This window comes from Rhizobium sp. No.120 (genome assembly GCF_054558365.1).
In genome coordinates this window covers 311,164-330,587 of record NZ_BAAJNQ010000002.1, presented here as the reverse complement: position 1 = coordinate 330,587, position 19,424 = coordinate 311,164, and the positions used below count along the sequence as shown (strand labels likewise).

The window sequence follows — 19,424 nt, the reverse complement described above, 5'->3', positions numbered from 1 at the left end:
CTACGTTCAAAAGGCGGATGTCTAGCACTATGCAATTTTAGGGTTTTTTGGTCAATTCACCCTAAAAATAAAACCCATGCGCGAAATCGCAGCTATCAATCCGGCCGCAGCGATGATCAACCAAAAGTATGTTTTTCTGGCCTTATCGTCGATGCGCGAAACGGTTGCGCCACCCAGAGTAGCATCAATAAAGCCTTGCTGGTTATAATCGATACCGGAAAGCAGACGTCCGTGTGCATCAACAAATGCTGAAATACCAGTATTGGCGCTCCGAATCAGCGGCAATCCCTGTTCCACCGCTCTCACTCTTGCCTGCAGAAAATGCTGGTACGGGCCTGGCGTATCGCCGAACCAGCCGTCATTCGTGACATTAAGGATGGCGTTGGCCTGCCTGATCTCCGGCGTCATCTCGTTCGGAAAAATGATCTCGTAGCAGATCAGCGGATAGAATTTCAGACCATCCGGCATGCTCAACAATTCCCGTTTGGTAGCCGCTGAAAACCCTCCCGGCAGTTCGATGACATTTTCGATGCCGAGATAGCCGAGAATATGTTCGAAGGGGACGTATTCGCCGAAGGGGACCAGATGAGTCTTGTCGGATGCACCGATGATCTGGCCTCGCCCATCGATGACGTAGATGGAATTGTAGTAGCGCGGCTCTACGCCCGGCCCCATGTCTTCGACGCGGACGGCGCCGGTGATCAGGATCTGATCGTCATCGAGCTGGTCCGCGATACGGGCGAGCGCATCGCGATTGTCGGTGAGGATGAACGGCACTGCCGTTTCCGGCCAAACGATGATGTCAGGCCGCTTGCCACCATTGGCAGGCGGCTGGACCGAGAGCGCCAGGTGTTTATCGAAGATGGCGGCGCGATCGGAGGCGGTGTCCATCTTGGCCTCCTGGTCTATGGAGGGCTGGACTATGCGCACGACAGGCACCGTCTTGGTACCTGCCAGCGGTGCTTCCGGCTGGCTCAGAGCATAATAACCATAGCCGAAATGAGCGACAGCTATGAGAACGGCAAGGCCGAGCCCCGGCACCCGGCCCTGGCGCGTGCCGAGCAATGCCGGCGCCGCGAAGACGAAAACGGCAAGCACGGTGACCCCGAGCACCCCAATCACATGCGCTGACTGCATCATCAGCGGAATTGGCATGGCGCCATAGCCGATGGCATTCCAGGGAAAGCCGGTAAAAAGGAAACTGCGCAGCCATTCGAGGATGCCGAAGCTGAAGGCAAGCGCAGCGATGCGTCCCAAGCCATCGGACCACAGGATGCGGGCCAGCATGGTCGCGACACCGTAGAAGACAGCGAGGAAGGCGGGAAGACCGAGGATCGCGAGCGGCAAGGCCCAGGCGAACTCGTCGGCATCGATCAGCAGCGCATGGCCGAGCCACCAGAGACCGGCGACAAAATAACCGAAGCCGAAAAGCCAGCCGGTGAAGAAGGCGGGCCACAGGCGCCCGAGCAGGCCGCTATCCGGCCCGGCGGCAACGCCATCCAGCAGCCAGACGAGCAGTGTGAACGAGGCGAACATCGCCGCGAAGAAGCCGAAGGGCGGCAATGCCAGCACGCCGACAGCTCCGGCTAGAATCGTAAGCAACGCACGTTTGAAACCCCAGACGAGGATCACCCTGCCCGAAAGCCACTCCATGCGCCAGCTCCGTCCAATCGCGAATCAATTGGGCGCAGTCTTTCAAAAATGCAGCGATTTGTCCCGCTTCCGCGCCATTTATTGACTGGCGGCGTTGCGCTCGATCGGCGTTTCCTCGGCGATCGCTTCCGGTGCCGGCAAATCGCGCTCCGGCGTACCTGCCTCACCTTCCAGCTTGACGGTCGGTCGGCGGCGGACTGCATGGCGCTTACGCGTGATACGCACCCGCTTGATACGGCGCGGATCGGCATCGAGAATATGAAACTCAAAGCCTGGAAGCGCCTGAACCACCTCGCCACGCACGGGAATGCGTCCGAGCGCGGAGAAGATCAGGCCACCAAGCGTGTCCACCTCGTCCACCTGTTCGGCGATGTCGAAATCCGGACCGATCGCGGCCGCGATCTCCTCGAGCTCGACACGGGCGTCGGCCACGAAGACGTCCTCGGAGACGCGCTTGAACATCACCTCTTCATCATCATGCTCATCGTCAATATCGCCAACCACCATTTCGACGATGTCTTCATGCGATGCCAAACCATCCGTGCCGCCATATTCGTCGATGACGAGGGCCATCTGCGTGCGGTTGACCTGCATGCGACGTAGCAGGTCGGAGGCTAGCATCGAAGGAGGAACGAAGAGGATCTTACGGATGATGCCGGCGTCCGCCAGCGTCTTCTGCAGATCGACGCGCGAGAGATCGAAATTCGGCTTGGCCGAGCGTGCCGGCTTTTCAGTCGCCGGCGCAGCGGTTGTTGCCGCGGCCGTCTTTGTGCTGCCGCCGCGACGCTTGTTGCGGGCCTGCTTGGCGACATAGGACAGCAAGTCGCGGATGTGCACCATGCCGCGCGGATCATCCAGCGTGTCGGCATAAACGGGCATACGGGACCGGCCGCTCTCCTCGAACAGAATCATCAGCTCGCCGATGGTGATGTTCTGATCCACGGCCTCGATGTCGGCACGCGGCACCATCACATCCTCGACGCGCACCTCGCGGAAGCGCAGGATATTATGCAGCATCGCCCGCTCATCTGCGGAGAAGGCGTCATCACCGGCGGCGTTGGTCATCAGCGCGTCGGCGAGGTCCTCGCGCAAGCGGGCGGCGTCCTGTGTCGGGCGCAGAATGCGCGCAGCACGTGCCCAGAATGAAGAGTGGGATCGCTTGCCGTTGCTACTACTGCCTACCTCATCGGAGGAGGCGGCATCGGCTCCGTCTTTGGCCTCGGGGGCCGATCTCGTCGTAAAGTCGCTCATTGTTCCTGGTCAGACAGGGTTCAAATCAAATGGGGTCTTGTCCCGCATAGGGATCAGATAGGCCAAGACTAGCCAAAATGCGAGTCTCCAGCCCCTCCATTCTTTCGGCTTCGCTATTATTCATATGGTCGTAGCCGAAGAGATGCAAGAAACCATGCACCATCAAATGCGTCAGATGGTCGTCAAAACTCTTTTCGAGATCGACCGCCTCACGCTCCACCGTTTCCCTGGCGATGATGATATCGCCAAGCATCGGACCGGGCTTGCCGCCGGGTTCAAGCGGAAAAGCCGGAAAGGAAAGAACGTTCGTCGCCTTGTCCTGGGAGCGCCACTCCGCATTGATCTCGCGAATCGAGGCATCGTCGGTAAAGACCAGCGACAATTCCGGCGCAGTCTTTGGAAATGGCTGCTTCTCGTGTTTCCTGAGATAATTCGCAGCTTCGCCCAGCACGCGCTCGGCAAGCGACTGCAATATGTCTTCGGAGGGCCAATCGCCCTCCTCCACGCTGATCTGTATATCGAGTTCGGCCATGAGCTTTCGTGCCGCAGATCAGATCTGCGGATCGCTTTCCTCTGCCTTGGCGGCATAGGTGGAATCGTAGGCCCGGACGATACGTGCCACCAGCGGATGACGAACAACGTCCGTATCCTTGAAGCGGACGATGGTGATGCCCTCGACGCCGTTCAGCAGCTCGAGCGCCTCCACCAGGCCGGACTTGACGCCGCGCGGCAAGTCGATCTGGCTTGGATCGCCCGTCACGATCATCCGTGAATTTTCGCCCAGGCGGGTCAGGAACATCTTCATCTGCATGGATGTCGTGTTCTGTGCCTCGTCGAGGATGACGGCGGCGTTGGAGAGCGTACGGCCACGCATGAAGGCAAGCGGCGCGATCTCGATGACGCCTGCGGTGATGGCGCGTTCGACCTTATCGCCGGGCATCATGTCGTAAAGCGCGTCATAGAGCGGGCGAAGATAAGGATCGACCTTTTCCTTCATGTCGCCGGGCAGGAAGCCCAGACGCTCGCCGGCTTCGACGGCAGGGCGCGACAGGATAATTTTTTCCACGGCACCCCGCTCCAGAAGCTGGGCGGCGTGTGCTACAGCGAGGTAAGTCTTGCCCGTACCGGCCGGGCCGACACCGAGCACGAGTTCGGAGCGCTCCAGCGCCCGCATATAGGCATCCTGCGTCGGCGTGCGCGCGATGATCGTCTTCTTGCGCGTCGAGATCTGCGCCATCGTCAACTTGGCTTTTCTCTCCATGGTCGGCAGCGTCAATTGGTCGTCGGCGGCAACCGCCATGCGGATTGCCCCTTCCACGTCGGAACGCTCTACATTGCCGCCTTTTTGCAGCTTGTCATAGAGGTAATCGAGCGTGCGGCGCGCCTGATTGGTGGCCAGCACATCGCCGGTGATGACGACGGAGTTGCCGCGGGCGCGAGCATCGATACCGAGGCGCTCCTCAAGCAGCTTCAAATTCTGGTCGAACTGCCCGAAAAGCTCACTGGCGAACCGATTATTCTCGAACGTCAGGGTGAAGTGATTGGCGTCGCTCGCGATGCGGGGCTGGCGCGATGAAGAAGAAACCAATTCCTGTCCGTTCAAGCGGTGCGGCTCCTTTGGTCCGTCCGGAACCTAGAGCAATTCAGCAAAAAGGCTGTTGGTGCTGGTCCCGGTGATTCGTACGTTAATAATGTCACCGATTTGCGATGCTTTTGCATCAACATTCACAGATTGCAGCCAGGGAGAGCGTCCAATCAACTGGCCCGGCATCCGGCCTGGCTTTTCCAGGAGGATATCCACTGTTTTGCCCACGCAAGCCTCGGCAAACGCATGCTGCTGCCGCAGCAACAATGCCTGCAATCGCTCCAGCCGCTCGGTCTTGACCTCTTCGGGCACTTGATCCTTCAGCTCCGCACCGGGCGTGCCCGGCCGCGTGGAATATTTGAACGAGAAGGCCTGGGCATAATTCACCTCCTCAATAAGCCTCAGTGTATCCTCAAAATCCCGGTCTGTCTCCCCCGGGAAGCCGACGATGAAATCGCCCGAAAGGGCAATATCCGGGCGCGCAGTACGGATCTTCTCGATGAGGGCAAGGTATTCCGCGGCCGTATGCCGCCGATTCATAGCTTTCAGGATGCGATCCGAGCCGGCCTGAACGGGCAGATGCAGATAAGGCATCAGCGTGCGCAGGTCGCGATGGGCACCGATAAGGCGGTCGTCCATGTCGCGGGGGTGACTGGTCGTATAGCGCAGTCGGGCGAGGCCGGGAATTTCCGCTAGGCGATAAAGGAGATCGCCGAGGCTCCAGGCTTCGCCCTTCGGGCCGGCGCCGTGCCATGCGTTGACGTTCTGGCCGAGCAGCGTGATCTCGCGCACGCCGCCATCCACAAGCTTCTCGGCTTCCTCGACGATCTGGGCGACCGGGCGCGAGACTTCGGAGCCGCGGGTATAGGGCACGACGCAGAAGGTGCAGAACTTGTCACAGCCTTCCTGCACCGTCAAAAAGGCGGTGACGCCGCGGGCGCGGATCTTCGTCTTCTCTGCGATCGGCAGATGCTCGAACTTGTCCTCGATCGCATATTCCGTATCGACGACGCGCTGGCCTTCCTTGGCGCGGCGAAGCGCATCCGGCAGGCGATGATAGGTCTGCGGGCCGATGACGACATCGACGGCCGGTGCGCGCCGCAGGATTTCCTCGCCTTCAGCTTGGGCAACGCAGCCGGTAACGCCGATCATCATCTCGCGGCCGTCGGCGGCCTTGCGCTTCTTCATCTCGCGCAGACGGCCGAGTGCGGAATAGACCTTTTCGGCCGCCTTCTCGCGGATATGGCAGGTGTTCAAAAGGACGAGATCGGCCTCTTCCATGTCCTCGGTCGGCTCGTAGCCGTCGCGGGAGAGCGCATCACTCATCCGCGTGGAATCATAGACGTTCATCTGGCAGCCGTAGGTCTTGATGAAGACCTTGCGGCTATTGGAGCCATCGCGGGGGCCGAGCTGAAGAGCGTCGGTCGCCGGGGCGTCGAGGGTCAGGCTATCCTTAGTCATGCGCCGCTATGTAGTGGCTTTTGCTTTCGGAGAAAATGAAAAAGTTGGAATCACCTGGAAATCAGGCGATCTCGCGCCCGAGCAGGCGGCTGGCAAGCATATTGCGGATGCGCCTGGCGATAGTGGCGCTGACTTCCTTGCGATTGGTGCCGGCGCGATAATCCACCGCCTCGCCGAAACAGACGTCGACATCGATGGCACCGCACTGGATGATGCCCTTCAGGTGCGGCACAAGCTCGATATCACCAGGCCATGCCGTCAGCGGACGATAATAGCGGCCCATCGGTGTTCCATGGACACGGGTATAGGCGACCGCAACCGGCTGGACATGCACGACTGCATCCGGCGCCTTCGGCAAGGCAGCGGCAGCGGCGCCGAACAGCGAGGATTTGACTTCGAGCAGGCGATTGCCATCCGAAGTCGTGCCTTCGGGGAAAAGCACCATGATCTCGCCATCGGCCATGCGGTCGGCGATCTCGTTCACCTGATCGCCCGTCTTGCGCTTCTGCTCGCGCTCGACGAAGACGCTCTTCTGCCACTGGGCGAATTGACCAAAGATCGGCCAATCCCGAACTTCCGATTTGGCGATAAAGGCAACATCGGCGACTGCCGATAGAACGAGAATATCCAGCCAGGATGAGTGATTGGCCGCAAGCATCAAGGGCCGGCTCGTCTCCATCTTGCCGATCACATGAATGCGCACACCAAGCCAATAGCAGACGACGCGATGCCAGTAGCGCGGCAGATAGCGCCGGAGCTTCCAGTCAAAGCGCAGGCAGAGGATCTGCAACGGCAGCATCACCGCGCTAACAACGCAGATGACCACGGCGGCACAGCCGATGCGCAGCCAGGTCGTCAAATCGCTCGCTCCTGCATGAAAGCCTTCACGTCAACCTTCGTCCTTCTTCAGCGGGATGCCGTAAAGCTCCAGCCGGTGGTCGACGAGTTTGAAGCCATGTTCGCGGGCGATGCGCTCCTGCAGAGCCTCGATCTCCGGCGAGTGGAATTCAATCACCTGGCCGCTCTTCAGGTCGATCAGGTGATCGTGATGCTCCTCCGGCACTGTTTCGTAGCGGGAACGTCCGTCGCGAAAATCGTGGCGGGCAAGAAGGCCTGCATCCTCGAAAAGCTTTACCGTGCGATAGACCGTGGAAATCGAGATTTTCGCATCCACCTGCACAGAACGCCGATAGAGCTCTTCAACATCCGGATGATCTTCGGAACTCTCGATGATGCGCGCAATAATCCGGCGCTGGTCCGTCATGCGCATGCCGCGCTCGGCGCAAAGCTCCTCCAGGGATTTTACGGCATCATCCATCGATTGCTGTCTTCGGTCTGTTTGACTGTGACAAGAGATAGAGCGCCGAATTGCCGCTCTATTTACTTGTTTTGCCGCATTTGTGCGACGCCAGGTGATGCTACCTGGCTGCAAAGTGCTCTAGCGAAGAACGCGGCGCATGACAAGCGCCGTCGACTTCTGGCCGTTTTCGCCGGCATAATAGGCCTTTCGCTCACCGACCGTTTCGAAACCGAGCTTGCGGTAGAGGCCGAGGGCCGGCTGATTGCTGCCATCGACTTCGAGAAACATCGTTTCGCCGCCGCGATTGCGGGTTTCTCGCAAAGCCGCCTGCATGAGGCGCCAGCCAAGGCCGGAGCGTGCGAGCTTAGCGTTAACCGCGATCGTCAGGATTTCGCCCTCGCCCGCCACATGCCGGGCCAGCACGAAGCCGGGAAGCGCCTTTTTGAGGATGGCATTGGTCTGGCGGGCAACGAAGCCGAAGGTGGTTTCCTGTCCGAGGAGGCTCTGAAATTCAGTCTCGTCCCAAACCCGCGGGAAGCGTTCGCCGTGCAGGAGTGCTACTTCGGCGCAGTCCTTCAGTTCCATCGGGACAATTTCGTATTCGGCTTTCAAGGTGAGATAAGATTCGAGCATGTCTATTGCCTGGCAACTGCGTATCCGGCCTGCGGTCTGGCATCGGGTCCGCGAAGATAAAGCGGCTTCGGCTTTTCGCCAGCAGGCTTGCCAGCGCCCAGCCGGGCGACGATGGCTATCGGAAATGCGTCTGGCCGCTCCGCAGGCGGCGCGTCGCTCAACCGTGCGACGGCCGTTCCGGTGACGATGCCATCGAATGCGCCGGCGATTGCCCGCGCTTCATCGATCGTCACGGCTCGAGCCTCGTCCAGCGGGTTGCCATCGGCAGCGAAGCTCTGGAGATAAATCTCCTCGCGCTTGGCATCGATGGCAGCCAGAACCGACTTGCCCGGATTCTGCGCTCTGGCAGTCGCGGCCATGACCTCGAGGGTCGTGACGCCAACCGCTGGAGCATTAAGGGAAAGTGCAAAACCGCGCGCGGCTGCAACGCCGATGCGAATGCCGGTGAAAGAACCGGGACCGACGGTCACGACAACACGCTCAATGGCCGAAAGCGCCACACCGGCTTTTGCCAGCGCCTCGTCAACAACGTGCATCAGATGCTCGGCATGCCCCCGTCCGATCGTTTCCGTGACCTCCCCCATCACAGAATCACTGCCGCTATCATACACAGCGGCAGCGCAATCCACACCTGCCGTGTCGAGCGCCAGTACGATCATGTCAAATTTTCCGAAAAGCCTTAGTATTAAACGGCTTCGACTTCCTGAACTTCGGGCACGAAATGGCGCAGCAGGTTCTGCACGCCATGCTTCAGCGTCGCCGTGGAGGACGGGCAACCGGCGCAGGAACCCTTCATGTTGAGGTAGACCTTGCCGTCGCGGAAACCGCGGAAGGTGATATCGCCGCCATCCTGGGCAACAGCCGGACGAACACGGGTATCCAGCAGTTCCTTGATGGTGAGCACGATCGATTCATCGCCCTCATCGAAGAATTCGCCGCCGGCATCCTGCACTTCCGAGGAAACCGAAGAAGAGCCCATGACCGGCTTGCCAGACATGAAGTGCTCCATGATCGAACCGAGGATGGCGGGCTTCAAATGCTGCCATTCCTGGCTCTCCTTGGAAACGGAGATGAAGTCGTAGCCGAAATAGACGCCGGTTACGCCCGGGACTTCGAAAAGGCGCGCAGCGAGCGGCGAAGCTTCAGCTTCCTCGGCGCTGCGGAACTCGGCCGTACCGTTTTCCATCACCACTTTGCCCGGCAGGAACTTGAGGGTCGCGGGGTTCGGCGTCGCTTCGGTCTGAATGAACATCTTGATCTCCATGCGGCGGGCGAAAACCCAGTCCCGACTTTAGAATATTTCAAAAGAAGATAGGCCTTTTGCCCGTTCTATTCAAGAGAATGTTTCTCAAGAAATGGCCTCTGTCCATCAGCTCAACGCGTCGATTTCCTCGTTGCTCAGCGTATCCGGAAGCACCGTCACCGGGATCGGAAAAGCGGCTGCGCGACCGGCGATCGACGAAACCAGCGGACCGGGGCCTTCCTTGGCAGAACCCGCCGCAAGCACGAGGAGCGCGATATCCCGATCCTCTTCAATCACGGCATTGATCTGCTCGGCGGCCGATCCTTCGCGAATGACGATTTCAGCGTCGATCCCGACATTCTCGCGCACGGCCTGCGCCGCCTTTGCGGTTGCGGCTTCGGCCTCCTCGCGCGCCTCCGCCCGCATGATCTCCTCGACCCCTAGCCATTGCTGGAAATCGCCTTCGGGGATCACATAGAGCAAGACGAGGCCGCCATTGGAATTCTTGGCACGCCGGCCGGCATAATGGACAGCGCGCTGGCATTCTGGTGTGCCGTCGATAACCGCCATGAACTTGCGGCGATGACCTTCGAGCCGTGAGAGACGTTTTGAAACCATGCAGCGATTCTGACACCCGGAGGCGACGTTTTGCAAGCCCCCGATTTTAGGCGGAAGGCTTGCATGGTGATATCAGTAGAGAAAGCCGATGATATCGCGGACCTGCTTCATGGTCACGTCGGCGCGGGCGCGGGCACGGGCGCTGCCATCACGCAGAACGGCGTCGATATGGCCGGGATCGGCCATCAGGCGGCGCATTTCTATGGTGATCGGCGAGAGCACATGCACGGCCAGATCGACCAGCGCCGGCTTGAAGACCGAGAATTGCTGGCCGCCGAATTCGGAAAGAACCTCGGCCTTCGACTTGTCGGCAAGGGCCGCGTAGATGCCCACCAGATTGTCAGCCTCGGGACGGCCGGCAAGACCGGCGGTTTCGCTCGGCAAACCATCCGGATCGGTCTTGGCTTTGCGAATCTTCTTCGAGATGTTTTCCTCGTCGTCGAGTAGATTGATGCGCGAGAGGTCCGATGCGTCGGATTTCGACATCTTCTTCGTGCCATCGCGTAGCGACATGACGCGCGGCGCCGGGCCATCGATCAGCGGATCGACCATCGGGAAATAGGCATGCACCGGCTCGTCGCCGACGGTGATGTCGATGCCGTAACCCGTGCGGCGGATATGCTCCATGTAGTCCAGATTGAACTTCATGGCGATGTCGCGGGTCAGCTCCAGATGCTGCTTCTGATCGTCACCGACGGGAACATGGGTGGCGCGATAGAGCAGAATGTCGGCAGCCATCAAGCTCGGATAGGCGTAAAGCCCGAGCGAAGCCTGTTCGCGATCCTTGCCGGCCTTGTCCTTGAACTGCGTCATGCGGTTCATCCAGCCGATACGGGCGACGCAGTTGAAGATCCAGGCAAGCTCGGCATGGCCGGGCACGGCAGACTGATTGAAGACGATGTGCTTTTCCGGGTCGATGCCTGCGGCGAGGAAGGCCGCGGTGATCGAACGCGTCTGGTTCGGCATGTCCTCATGGACGAGCTGCGCCGTCAACGCATGCATGTCGACCACGCAGTAGATGCAGTCGTTGTTGGCCTGCAGCGCCACGAACTTGCGGATTGCGCCGAGATAGTTGCCGAGGTGGAGATTGCCGGTGGGCTGAACGCCGGAGAATACGAGCGGCTTGAATTCGGTCATGTCGTCCTCAAAAGGCTTGTGGAGGGCCCAGAGCATGATGCCGAAAAGTGTATGCGGTTTTCGGACGACATCATGCTCTATTTCTTTAGATTTTAGAGCCGGATGATTTTCGGTCAAAGCGACCGAAAATCATCCGGCTCTAGGTGAGCTCGCGCTCGACCCTTGGTTTCGAGCGGCTTATGCACGGCGGATAGGTTGGGATCAAGAGGTTATATGGGCAGTCTCAGGAAGAATGCTGGATCAGGTCCCAGGTGTTACCGTAGGGATCGGCAAAGACTACCACGGTGCCATAGACTTCATGGCGAGGCTCCTCCAGAAAACGCACACCCTTTGCCTTCATCGCAGCATGATCGCGGGCGAAATCATCGGTCTTTAAGAAGAATCCGACGCGGCCGCCGGTCTGGTTGCCGATCGCTGCGCGCTGGCTGTCGCCGGCGGCCCGGGCGAGCAACAGCGCGGCGCCCTCGGTGCCTTTCGGCCGGACGACAACCCAGCGCTTGCCCTCCGGCTGCACCTCGTCAGCCAAGCACTCGAAGCCGAGGGCATCGCAGTAGAAGGCTTTGGCGCGGTCGTAGTCATCGATGACGAGGGTAACGAGGAAGAGGGATTGCGACATGGGGACTCCGTGTTATTTCCTGGCACGCAGCATTAACTACGATTCTCGGCTCGAAATAAAAAACCTATAAAACGGATCCAATCTCGCACCGTTCGATCGGGCAAAGGAGCCTTTGTTATTCCCCGTTCGCCACCTCGGCATCTGGAGCAGTCGCGGCCCGCTTGCGCTTCAAATTGCGGCGTACCATGCCCAAATCCACGCCGCCGATCAGGAAGGCGACAATGAAATACACCGCCATCGCAATCACTATCAGCAGGCCCAGGACGCTGGTTTTGGTGAGCAGCGACGAGCTCCCCCCTAGAAGCGGCTCCCAGCGGTCAGACAAATATACGATAACGCCCCCCATGATGGCCGAGGAGACGAGCAGCATGACGGTGCGGCGCGCTAGCGACCATTCCCAGGCAAGATGTCCGCGGCGATAGAGCGTAACGAAGAGCTGCACGGCGTTCAGCCATCCGGCAACCGCCTCGGCGAGCGCAATGCCGCGCTCGGCCAGCACCGGGAAAAGCAGGATGGAAAGCGCCGAATTGACGAAGACGGCGACCGCCGTATAGCGCATGGGTGATTTCGTATCTTCGCGGGCATAAAAGCCGGGCTGCAAGGCCTTGATCAGCACGAAAGCCGGCAGGCCCAGGCCGAAGATGGCGAGGATGGAGCCGACCAGTGTTGTATTGTTCGCGTTAAAGGCGCCGCGCTCATAAAGCACGCGGATGATATCGTCGGATAGAAGCCAAAGAGCGACAGCGGCCGGCAGGGTCAGGAACAGCACGAATTCAATCGAGCGGTTCTGGATATTGGCCGCCTCCTTGATATGGCCCGACTTCAGCGAACGCGCCAGTTCGGGCAGAAGCACGATTCCGACCGCGACGCCGACGACGCCGAGCGGCAACTGGTAGATGCGGTCTGCATATTGCAAGGCGGCGATCGCGCCCTCCTTGCCAGAGGCAATCGCCTGGCCGATCACCAGATTGATCTGGGTTACGCCGCCAGTGATGGCTGCCGGGATCGCAAGAAGCAGGAGCCGCTTGACATTGGGCGTGAAGCGCGGAAAGCGCAGGCCGATACTGATGCCGGCATGACGCACGCCGATATAAACGACTGCCAGTTGCAGCACGCCTGCCACCAGCACCGACCAGGACAGGTACCAGGCGGTGGTCAGCGGATCGGCGCCGAAGTAGATCGCGTAGAACAGTGCGCTAATCATCACCAGGTTGAGAAAGATCGGAGCCACGGCCGCGGCGAAGAAATGATGCAGCGAATTCAGCATGCCGCTCATCATCGCCGTCAGCGACATCGACATGAGATAGGGGAACATCACGGCCGCCAACCGGACCGTCAGGTCGAATTTCTCAGCATCGTCGGCGAAACCAGGAGCGATGATCCAACGCACCAGGAGCGGCATGGCCAGTTCCATGACGATGGTGATCAGCAGCAGGACCGAAAAGAGAACGCCGAACACCTCTTCAGAAAAACGCTTGGCGCCGTCGATGCCATTCGCCTCGATTTCCTTGGCAAAGAGCGGCACGAAGGCGGCGTTGAAGGCGCCTTCGGCAAACAGGCGGCGGAAGAGGTTCGGAAAGCGGAAGGCCGCATAGAAGACGTCTGCCATCGGCCCCGTGCCGAGTGCTGCGGCCATCAGCGTTTCGCGAGCGAAGCCGAAGATGCGGCTGCCAAGCGTCGCGCCACCGACCGTGATGAATTTCTTGACTAGGCTCATGCGGCTGAACCGGCTTTCTTCTCGGTGTCTGACTTTTCGACGGCGACGCCGCGCGTGGCGGCGGGAGCAATGATGCCGGAGGGCATGCGCTCGCGCATTTCATCCTCTTCGCCGGCCATCACGGCTTTCAGGCGGGCCGTGATATAGGCTCGCCTGTTCTCGTTGGAAATCTTCTGGCCCACCAGGTCGGCGACATAGAAGGTATCGATGACCTTTTCGCCGAAGGTGGTGATGCGCGCAGACTGGATATCGAGCGACAGGTCCGAAAGGACGGCCGTGATTTCCGATAGCAAGCCGGGGCGATCGAGGCATTCGACTTCGATGACCGTGAACTTGTTGGAGAGGCCGTTGGTGATGATCACCGACGGCGGGATGACGAAAGCCTTGTTCTTGCGGCGGTTCTTCGTCCGCGTCGCGATAACCTCCGGCAGCCGTTTGCGGCCGGCGAGCACATCCTCGATCATCTTGCCGATGGTAGCGGCACGGCGCAGTTCGTCCGCGTCGTCGGGAAATTCGCGGCTGACATGGATGGTGTCGAGCGCGCGGCCATCCGATGTCGTGAAGATCTGCGCATCGGCAATATTGGCCCCGGCCGCGGCACAGGCGCCGGCGATCACGGTCAACAGACGCGGATGGTCGGGCGAGAGCACGGTGATCTCGGTGATGGCGTGGAAGCTGTCGGTGCGCACCATGGTGGCGAGAACCTTCCCCGCCTTGTCGGATTCACGCATGAACTGCGTGTGGCGGATCTGATCTTCCAGCGGCACGGACAGCAGATAGGGCTGATAGTGCAGCTTGACGTAGGCCTTGCGCTCCTTCTGGCTCCAATCCGAAAGGGCCTGTTCCAGCGCCTCGGCCGCAGCCTCCGCCCGTTCCTTGCGCGGCACTTCGGAGAACCCGCCTGACAACAGCAGCTCGGTTTCATAATAGAGCGTGCGCAGCAGCTGGCCCTTCCAGCCGTTCCAGACGCCGGGGCCGACGGCACGGATGTCACAGACGGTCAGGATCAGCAGCATCTTCAACCGGTCGAGCGACTGCACCCGGTCGGCGAAATCGATGATGGTCTTGCGGTCGGTCAAGTCACGCGTCTGGGCGACCATCGACATGGTCAGATGTTCCGCGATCAGCCAGACCACCAGCTCCGTCTGCTTCGGCGAAAGGCCGAAGCGCGGGCAAAGCTTGCGTGCAACTGCGGCACCGGCTTCCGAGTGATCCTCCTCACGGCCCTTGGCAATATCGTGCAACAGAACGGCGACATAGAGCGCATCGCGATCCTCGATATTGGGCATCAGCTTGTTGGTGAGCGGATGAATATCCTCGGCCTTGCCCTTGTCGATCTCCGACAACACTTCGACGGCGCGGATCAGATGCTCGTCCACCGTGTAGTGGTGATACATGTTGAACTGCATCATCGAGACGATCTTGCCGAATTCCGGAATGAAGCGGCCGAGCACGCCGGCCTCGTTCATGCGGCGCAGGATCAGCGCGGGATCGCGCTTCGAGGTGAGGATGGAGAGGAAGAGCCGGTTCGCCTCTTCGTTCTCGCGCAGATCGTTATCGATTAGGTTCAGCGAGCGGGTGACGCGCTTCAACGCGTCCGGATGGAATTCCAGCCCATTGATATCGGCAACGAAGAACAGCCGGATGAGACTGACCGGATCGCGCTTGAAGACATCGGGATTGGCAAGCGCGATGCGGCCGCGATCCTCAACGAATTCGACGGTGCCGGGGATCTTGCGCGAGCGATTGGCAAAGCGGCTGATGACGCCGGTGAGCCCCGGAGTGGCCTTCGCCTGCTGATCCTCCAATGCCGCACAGAGGATGCGGGTGAGATCGCCGACATCCTTGGCGACGAGGAAATAGTGCTTCATGAAGCGCTCGACGGCCGAAAGGCCCGGGCGGGCTTTATAGTCGAGGGCTGCGGCGATATCGCGCTGGATATCGAAGGAAAGCCGCTCCTCCGCCTTGCCGGTCAGGAAATGCATGTGGCAGCGCACGGCCCAGAGGAAATCCTCGGCCTTTTCGAAGAGGCGGTACTCCTGTTTCGAGAGCACGCCGAGCTTCACCAGCTCGGCTGGATCGCGGACGTGATAATAATATTTCGAGATCCAGAACAGCGTGTGCAGGTCGCGCAGGCCACCCTTGCCTTCCTTGACGTTCGGCTCGACCAGATAGCGGGTGTCGCCGGCCTTGCGGTGGCGCTCGTCACGTTCGGCGAGCTTGGCGGCGATGAATTCCGGGCCGGTATTGGTGACAATCTCCTTGTCGAAGCGCGCCTGCAGCTCGCGCTCCAACGCGATGTTGCCGCAGATATAGCGGGTTTCGAGAATGGCGGTGCGCACCGTCATATCAGACTTGGCCTCGCGGATGCATTCCTCGACCGTGCGCGTGGCATGGCCGACTTTGAAGCCCATGTCCCAAAGCATATAGAGGATGAATTCGACCGCCTTGTGCGTCTCGCTCTCCGGCTTCGGCTGGAAGAGGAAGAGAAGATCGATATCGGAGCCCGGCGCCAGCGTATCGCGGCCATAACCGCCGACGGCGGTGACGGAAAAGGCGCCAGCCTGTTTCGGATAGACGTGACGGACGGTAAAATCGTAAAGGATGGTGATGATCTGGTCCTGCAGCCAGGAAATCCGGTGCGCGCAATTGAGCCCGCTGCCGTCGGCGATCAGCAATCGCCGTGCTTCCTCCCGTCCATCCAGGCTTGCCTTTTTCAACAGCGCCAGCAGCGCCGAGCGCTCTTCATTCTTATCCAGGCCGCGTTTGGCAAGGGCCTCGCACTCCGCCTTCAGCGCAGATACATCGAGAATTGTCGAAAAATCGATATGATGCGTTTCCATGCTCTGCCGATCGGCTTTCTCTTCGCGGACCGCGGCCCGTTGCCGGCGCGCCTGTCTTTTCGTCTGCATGCGCTATAGCCTCTTTGCCCGGCGATTGACACAGGCATTCTACGCCCGAACCTCTCGAAACCAGCCAGCGCCGACCATCCCGAATCGGCGATTCTCAAGATTTCTATCGAGCCAAAGTTGACGAAGCGTGACGGCAATCGACGTAGAAACCGGCGGTTTTAGGGCCTTGCCGGCTCGAGCGCCCGCCTGAGCTCGTTCAAGCTATACAATATGTTTCGCGACTGGGCGCCGATCTGCGTCACCATTTCGCGCTCGCATTCCCAATAACCTGCCTTGGCGATCTTCGAGCAAATGTCGGAAATGCGGCTGCAGGACAGCGTAATATCGAGCAGGCCTCGATCGGATTCACAATCCGGGGCTTCGCCCTCGCCGCAGATCTTGCCGCGCGCGGCGATCGGAGAGAAGCGCTCACCCAGAGTGCGGACTTCGGCGAGAAGAACTTCGAGATACATCATATTGCCTTTGGAATATCGCCTGCGGTCAACTGGTCTTGGTAAGCATTTTCTTCAGTTCATAGAGCACATCCAGCGCGGCTCGTGGCGTCAGATCGTCCAGATCCAGTGTTTTCAGCCGCTCCTCGACCTTGGACGGCTCGCGCCGGCCACCGGCCTCTTCCCGGCGGACGGCCACTTGGAAGAGAGGCAGATCATCGATGAGCTGGCTTGCGGGATTCTTGCGATCGGCATCTTCAAGCCGCGTCAGGACGTCGCGGGCGCGCGCCACCACGGAAGCCGGCAGGCCGGCGAGACGCGCCACCTGAATGCCGTAGGAACGATCGGCGGCTCCCGGTCCGACCTCATGCAGGAAGATGACGTCGCCATCCCATTCCTTGACGCGCATGGTGGCATTGGAAAGCCGGCCGAGCTTCTCCGAGAGCACGGTCAGCTCATGGAAATGCGTGGCGAAGAGGCCGCGGCATCGGTTGGCCTCATGCAGATGCTCGACGGCGGCCCAGGCGATGGAAAGTCCGTCGAAGGTCGCGGTGCCGCGGCCGATCTCGTCGAGGATGACCAGGGAACGTTCTGTCGCCTGGTTGAGGATCGCCGCCGTCTCGACCATCTCGACCATGAAGGTCGAGCGGCCACGGGCCAGATCGTCGGAAGCGCCGACGCGCGAGAAGAGGCGATCGACGATGCCGATATGGGCCGAAGCGGCGGGCACGAAGGAACCCATTTGCGCGAGAATGGCGATCAAAGCATTCTGGCGCAGGAAGGTGGACTTACCACCCATGTTCGGACCGGTCAGGAGCCAGATGGCGCCATCCTTGCCGTCGGATTTCGGCGAAAGATCGCAATTGTTGGCAACGAACGGACCGCCGGCCTGGCGACGCAGCGCCTGTTCGACCACCGGATGGCGACCGCCTTCGATGGCAAACATTCGGCTGCCATCGACCACGGGCCGGCAATAAGCCTGCTCTTCGGCAAGAAGCGCAAGGCCGGCCGCAACATCGATCACCGATAGCGCGCGGGCGCCAGCCTTGATCGCCTCGGCAGCGGCCACCACGGCTGCGACCATGCGGTCGAAGGCCTCGAGCTCGATCGCCAGCGCCTTGTCGGCAGCATTGGCGATGCGGCTTTCGAGATCGGCAAGTTCTGTTGTGGTGAAGCGCATGGCATTCGCCATGGTCTGGCGGTGGATGAAGCGCGCCTTAGCTTCACTCGTGTCTGTCATCGGACCGGCATTGCCGGCCGTGACCTCGATAAAATAGCCGAGCACATTATTGTGCTTGATCTTCAGCGACTTGATGCCGGTCTCCTCGGCATATTGCAGCTGCAGGCCAGCGATGACGCGGCGCGACTGATCGCGCAATGCCCGCACTTCGTCGAGCTCGGCATTCGCCCCTTCCCGCAGGAAACCGCCGTCACGCTTCAGCAGGGGCAGCTCGTCGGCAAGTGTCGCGGCGAGCATCGCCTCAAGGTCGGCGGGCAAGGCAACGAGCCCGGTCAATGCAGCCTGCAGCTCTTCCGGCAGAAGTGCAGTTCCGAGCATGCGGGCAACGTCGGCCGCAGCGGCCAGCCCCTGTCGGATCGCCCAGAGATCGCGCGGGCCGCCGCGATCGAGTGCGAGGCGTGACAATGCACGCGGCATGTCAGGCACATGCTTCAATGCCGAACGCAAATCGCTGCAGAGCGACGGCTCCTCGGTCAAAAAGCCGATCGAATCCAGACGCTCATTGATGCGCTGAGGATCGGTCAGCGGCGACATCAGCCGCTCGGCGAGAAGGCGGGCACCCCCACCGGTCACGGTACGATCGATTGCCTTTAGCAGCGAACCATTGCGATCGCCTGAGAGCGTGCGCACCAGCTCGAGATTGGCACGGGTGGCGGGATCGATGAAAAGTGTCGAGGCGCCGCTTTCGCGCTCCGGCAGCCCCAGCGGGGGCCGCTCGGCGAGCTGGGTCTTTTCGACATAGGCGATGGCAGCCGCGGCCGCAGCCAATTCGGCGCGGCTGAACGTGCCGAAACCATCGAGTGTCGACACGCCGAAGTAACGGGTGATCCGTCCCTCGGCGCTGGCGCTGTCGAAGAGCACCGCCGGCTGCGGAACGGCGGTCCGGCCGAGGATATCGAAAACCGGCCTCAACTCCGGATCGTGGAACATCGTATCCGGCAGGATGAGTTCTCTCGGATCGATGCGCAGGATATCGGCCAGCAGCCTTGAGGCTTCCGTCTCCGCGAGGCGAAAGACGCCCGTCGAAATATCGATCCAGGCAAGCGCCAGCTGCGGTTCGGCGCCGCCGCGGATGCGGGTGAGCGCCATGAGGTAATTGGATTCCGAGGGAGAAAGCAGCTTTTCCTCGGTGATGGTGCCCGGCGTCACCAGCCGCACGACATCGCGGCGTACCACCGATTTGCCGCCGCGCTTCTTGGCTTCGGCCGGATCTTCCACCTGCTCGCAGACAGCAACGCGAAAGCCGAGACCGATCAGTTTCTGCAGATAATCATCGGCGGCATGAACGGGCACGCCGCACATCGGGATATCTTGCCCCATGTGCTGGCCGCGCTTCGTCAGCGTAATCCCAAGCGCACGCGACGCATCGACAGCGTCTTCGAAGAAGAGCTCGTAGAAGTCGCCCATGCGGTAGAATAACAGCGAACCGGGATTGTTCGCCTTGATCTCGATATATTGCTCCATCATCGGAGTGGCCGAAGCACGGCTTTCCTCCGAGGCAAGCTCGGCGGCCGAGAAAGCATCGATGCTGGCGTTAATACGTTCGTTCACGGAGGTGCAGTTTTTCCAAAAAATGAGGTGCCACCCTATCCGCGCGCCGCTATAGAAGACAACAGCTATCGGACAA

General features: G+C 60.4%; 17 protein-coding genes. All 17 read right to left on the bottom strand.

Features of this window, described 5'->3' with window-relative positions:
* Positions 1-51: 51 nt before the first annotated feature.
* Positions 52-1,653 carry an apolipoprotein N-acyltransferase gene (gene lnt / locus ACYJRZ_RS07305; protein WP_459457544.1) on the bottom strand — a complete coding sequence of 534 codons (1,602 nt, stop codon included), beginning with the start codon at positions 1,651-1,653 and terminating at the stop codon, positions 52-54.
* A 78-nt stretch (positions 1,654-1,731) separates the two neighbouring features.
* Complete coding sequence (locus ACYJRZ_RS07300; RefSeq protein ID WP_459457542.1) at positions 1,732-2,904, bottom strand: hemolysin family protein; 1,173 nt, start codon at positions 2,902-2,904, stop codon at positions 1,732-1,734.
* Between the two features lie 25 nt (positions 2,905-2,929).
* Complete coding sequence (gene ybeY, locus ACYJRZ_RS07295; RefSeq protein WP_459457540.1) at positions 2,930-3,436, bottom strand: rRNA maturation RNase YbeY; 507 nt, start codon at positions 3,434-3,436, stop codon at positions 2,930-2,932.
* 18 nt (positions 3,437-3,454) lie between these two features.
* Positions 3,455-4,507, bottom strand: coding sequence for a PhoH family protein (locus ACYJRZ_RS07290; RefSeq protein WP_459457538.1), 1,053 nt, complete (start codon positions 4,505-4,507; stop codon positions 3,455-3,457).
* Positions 4,508-4,537: 30 nt separating this feature from the next.
* Positions 4,538-5,950: a tRNA (N6-isopentenyl adenosine(37)-C2)-methylthiotransferase MiaB gene (gene miaB, locus ACYJRZ_RS07285; protein WP_459457536.1), complete on the bottom strand. Its 1,413-nt coding sequence runs from the start codon at positions 5,948-5,950 to the stop codon at positions 4,538-4,540.
* A gap of 61 nt (positions 5,951-6,011) precedes the next feature.
* Positions 6,012-6,809 (bottom strand): lyso-ornithine lipid O-acyltransferase, encoded by a 798-nt coding sequence (olsA, locus tag ACYJRZ_RS07280; RefSeq protein ID WP_459457534.1) that lies wholly within the window; start codon positions 6,807-6,809, stop codon positions 6,012-6,014.
* Between the two features lie 30 nt (positions 6,810-6,839).
* The gene (locus tag ACYJRZ_RS07275; protein ID WP_459457532.1) at positions 6,840-7,268 is read right to left on the bottom strand and encodes a Fur family transcriptional regulator; all 429 of its coding nucleotides are present in this window, start codon (positions 7,266-7,268) and stop codon (positions 6,840-6,842) included.
* A 120-nt stretch (positions 7,269-7,388) separates the two neighbouring features.
* Positions 7,389-7,883 carry a GNAT family N-acetyltransferase gene (locus ACYJRZ_RS07270; protein ID WP_459457530.1) on the bottom strand — a complete coding sequence of 165 codons (495 nt, stop codon included), beginning with the start codon at positions 7,881-7,883 and terminating at the stop codon, positions 7,389-7,391.
* Positions 7,884-7,885: 2 nt separating this feature from the next.
* Positions 7,886-8,542: a tRNA (adenosine(37)-N6)-threonylcarbamoyltransferase complex dimerization subunit type 1 TsaB gene (gene tsaB, locus ACYJRZ_RS07265; protein WP_459457528.1), complete on the bottom strand. Its 657-nt coding sequence runs from the start codon at positions 8,540-8,542 to the stop codon at positions 7,886-7,888.
* A gap of 26 nt (positions 8,543-8,568) precedes the next feature.
* Positions 8,569-9,135, bottom strand: a complete 567-nt coding sequence (locus ACYJRZ_RS07260) for a NifU family protein (RefSeq protein WP_459457526.1) — start codon at positions 9,133-9,135, stop codon at positions 8,569-8,571.
* Positions 9,136-9,252: 117 nt separating this feature from the next.
* Entirely contained in the window at positions 9,253-9,744 is a 492-nt protein-coding gene (locus ACYJRZ_RS07255) for a universal stress protein (RefSeq protein ID WP_459457524.1), read from the bottom strand.
* 72 nt (positions 9,745-9,816) lie between these two features.
* Positions 9,817-10,881: a tryptophan--tRNA ligase gene (gene trpS, locus ACYJRZ_RS07250; protein ID WP_459457522.1), complete on the bottom strand. Its 1,065-nt coding sequence runs from the start codon at positions 10,879-10,881 to the stop codon at positions 9,817-9,819.
* Positions 10,882-11,104: 223 nt separating this feature from the next.
* Entirely contained in the window at positions 11,105-11,497 is a 393-nt protein-coding gene (locus ACYJRZ_RS07245) for a VOC family protein (RefSeq protein WP_459457520.1), read from the bottom strand.
* Between the two features lie 115 nt (positions 11,498-11,612).
* On the bottom strand, positions 11,613-13,214 hold the full coding sequence (gene murJ, locus ACYJRZ_RS07240; protein WP_459457518.1) for a murein biosynthesis integral membrane protein MurJ: 1,602 nt from the start codon (positions 13,212-13,214) through the stop codon (positions 11,613-11,615).
* A complete protein-coding gene (locus tag ACYJRZ_RS07235; protein ID WP_459457516.1) occupies positions 13,211-16,126 on the bottom strand; it encodes a [protein-PII] uridylyltransferase in 2,916 nt (971 codons plus the stop codon). Before ACYJRZ_RS07235 ends, murJ begins: the two co-directional genes overlap by 4 nt.
* 158 nt (positions 16,127-16,284) lie before the next feature.
* A complete protein-coding gene (locus tag ACYJRZ_RS07230) occupies positions 16,285-16,581 on the bottom strand; it encodes a hypothetical protein (RefSeq protein ID WP_459457514.1) in 297 nt (98 codons plus the stop codon).
* 25 nt (positions 16,582-16,606) lie between these two features.
* Positions 16,607-19,264, bottom strand: a complete 2,658-nt coding sequence (gene mutS / locus ACYJRZ_RS07225) for a DNA mismatch repair protein MutS (RefSeq protein ID WP_459458677.1) — start codon at positions 19,262-19,264, stop codon at positions 16,607-16,609.
* Positions 19,265-19,424 lie beyond the last annotated feature (160 nt).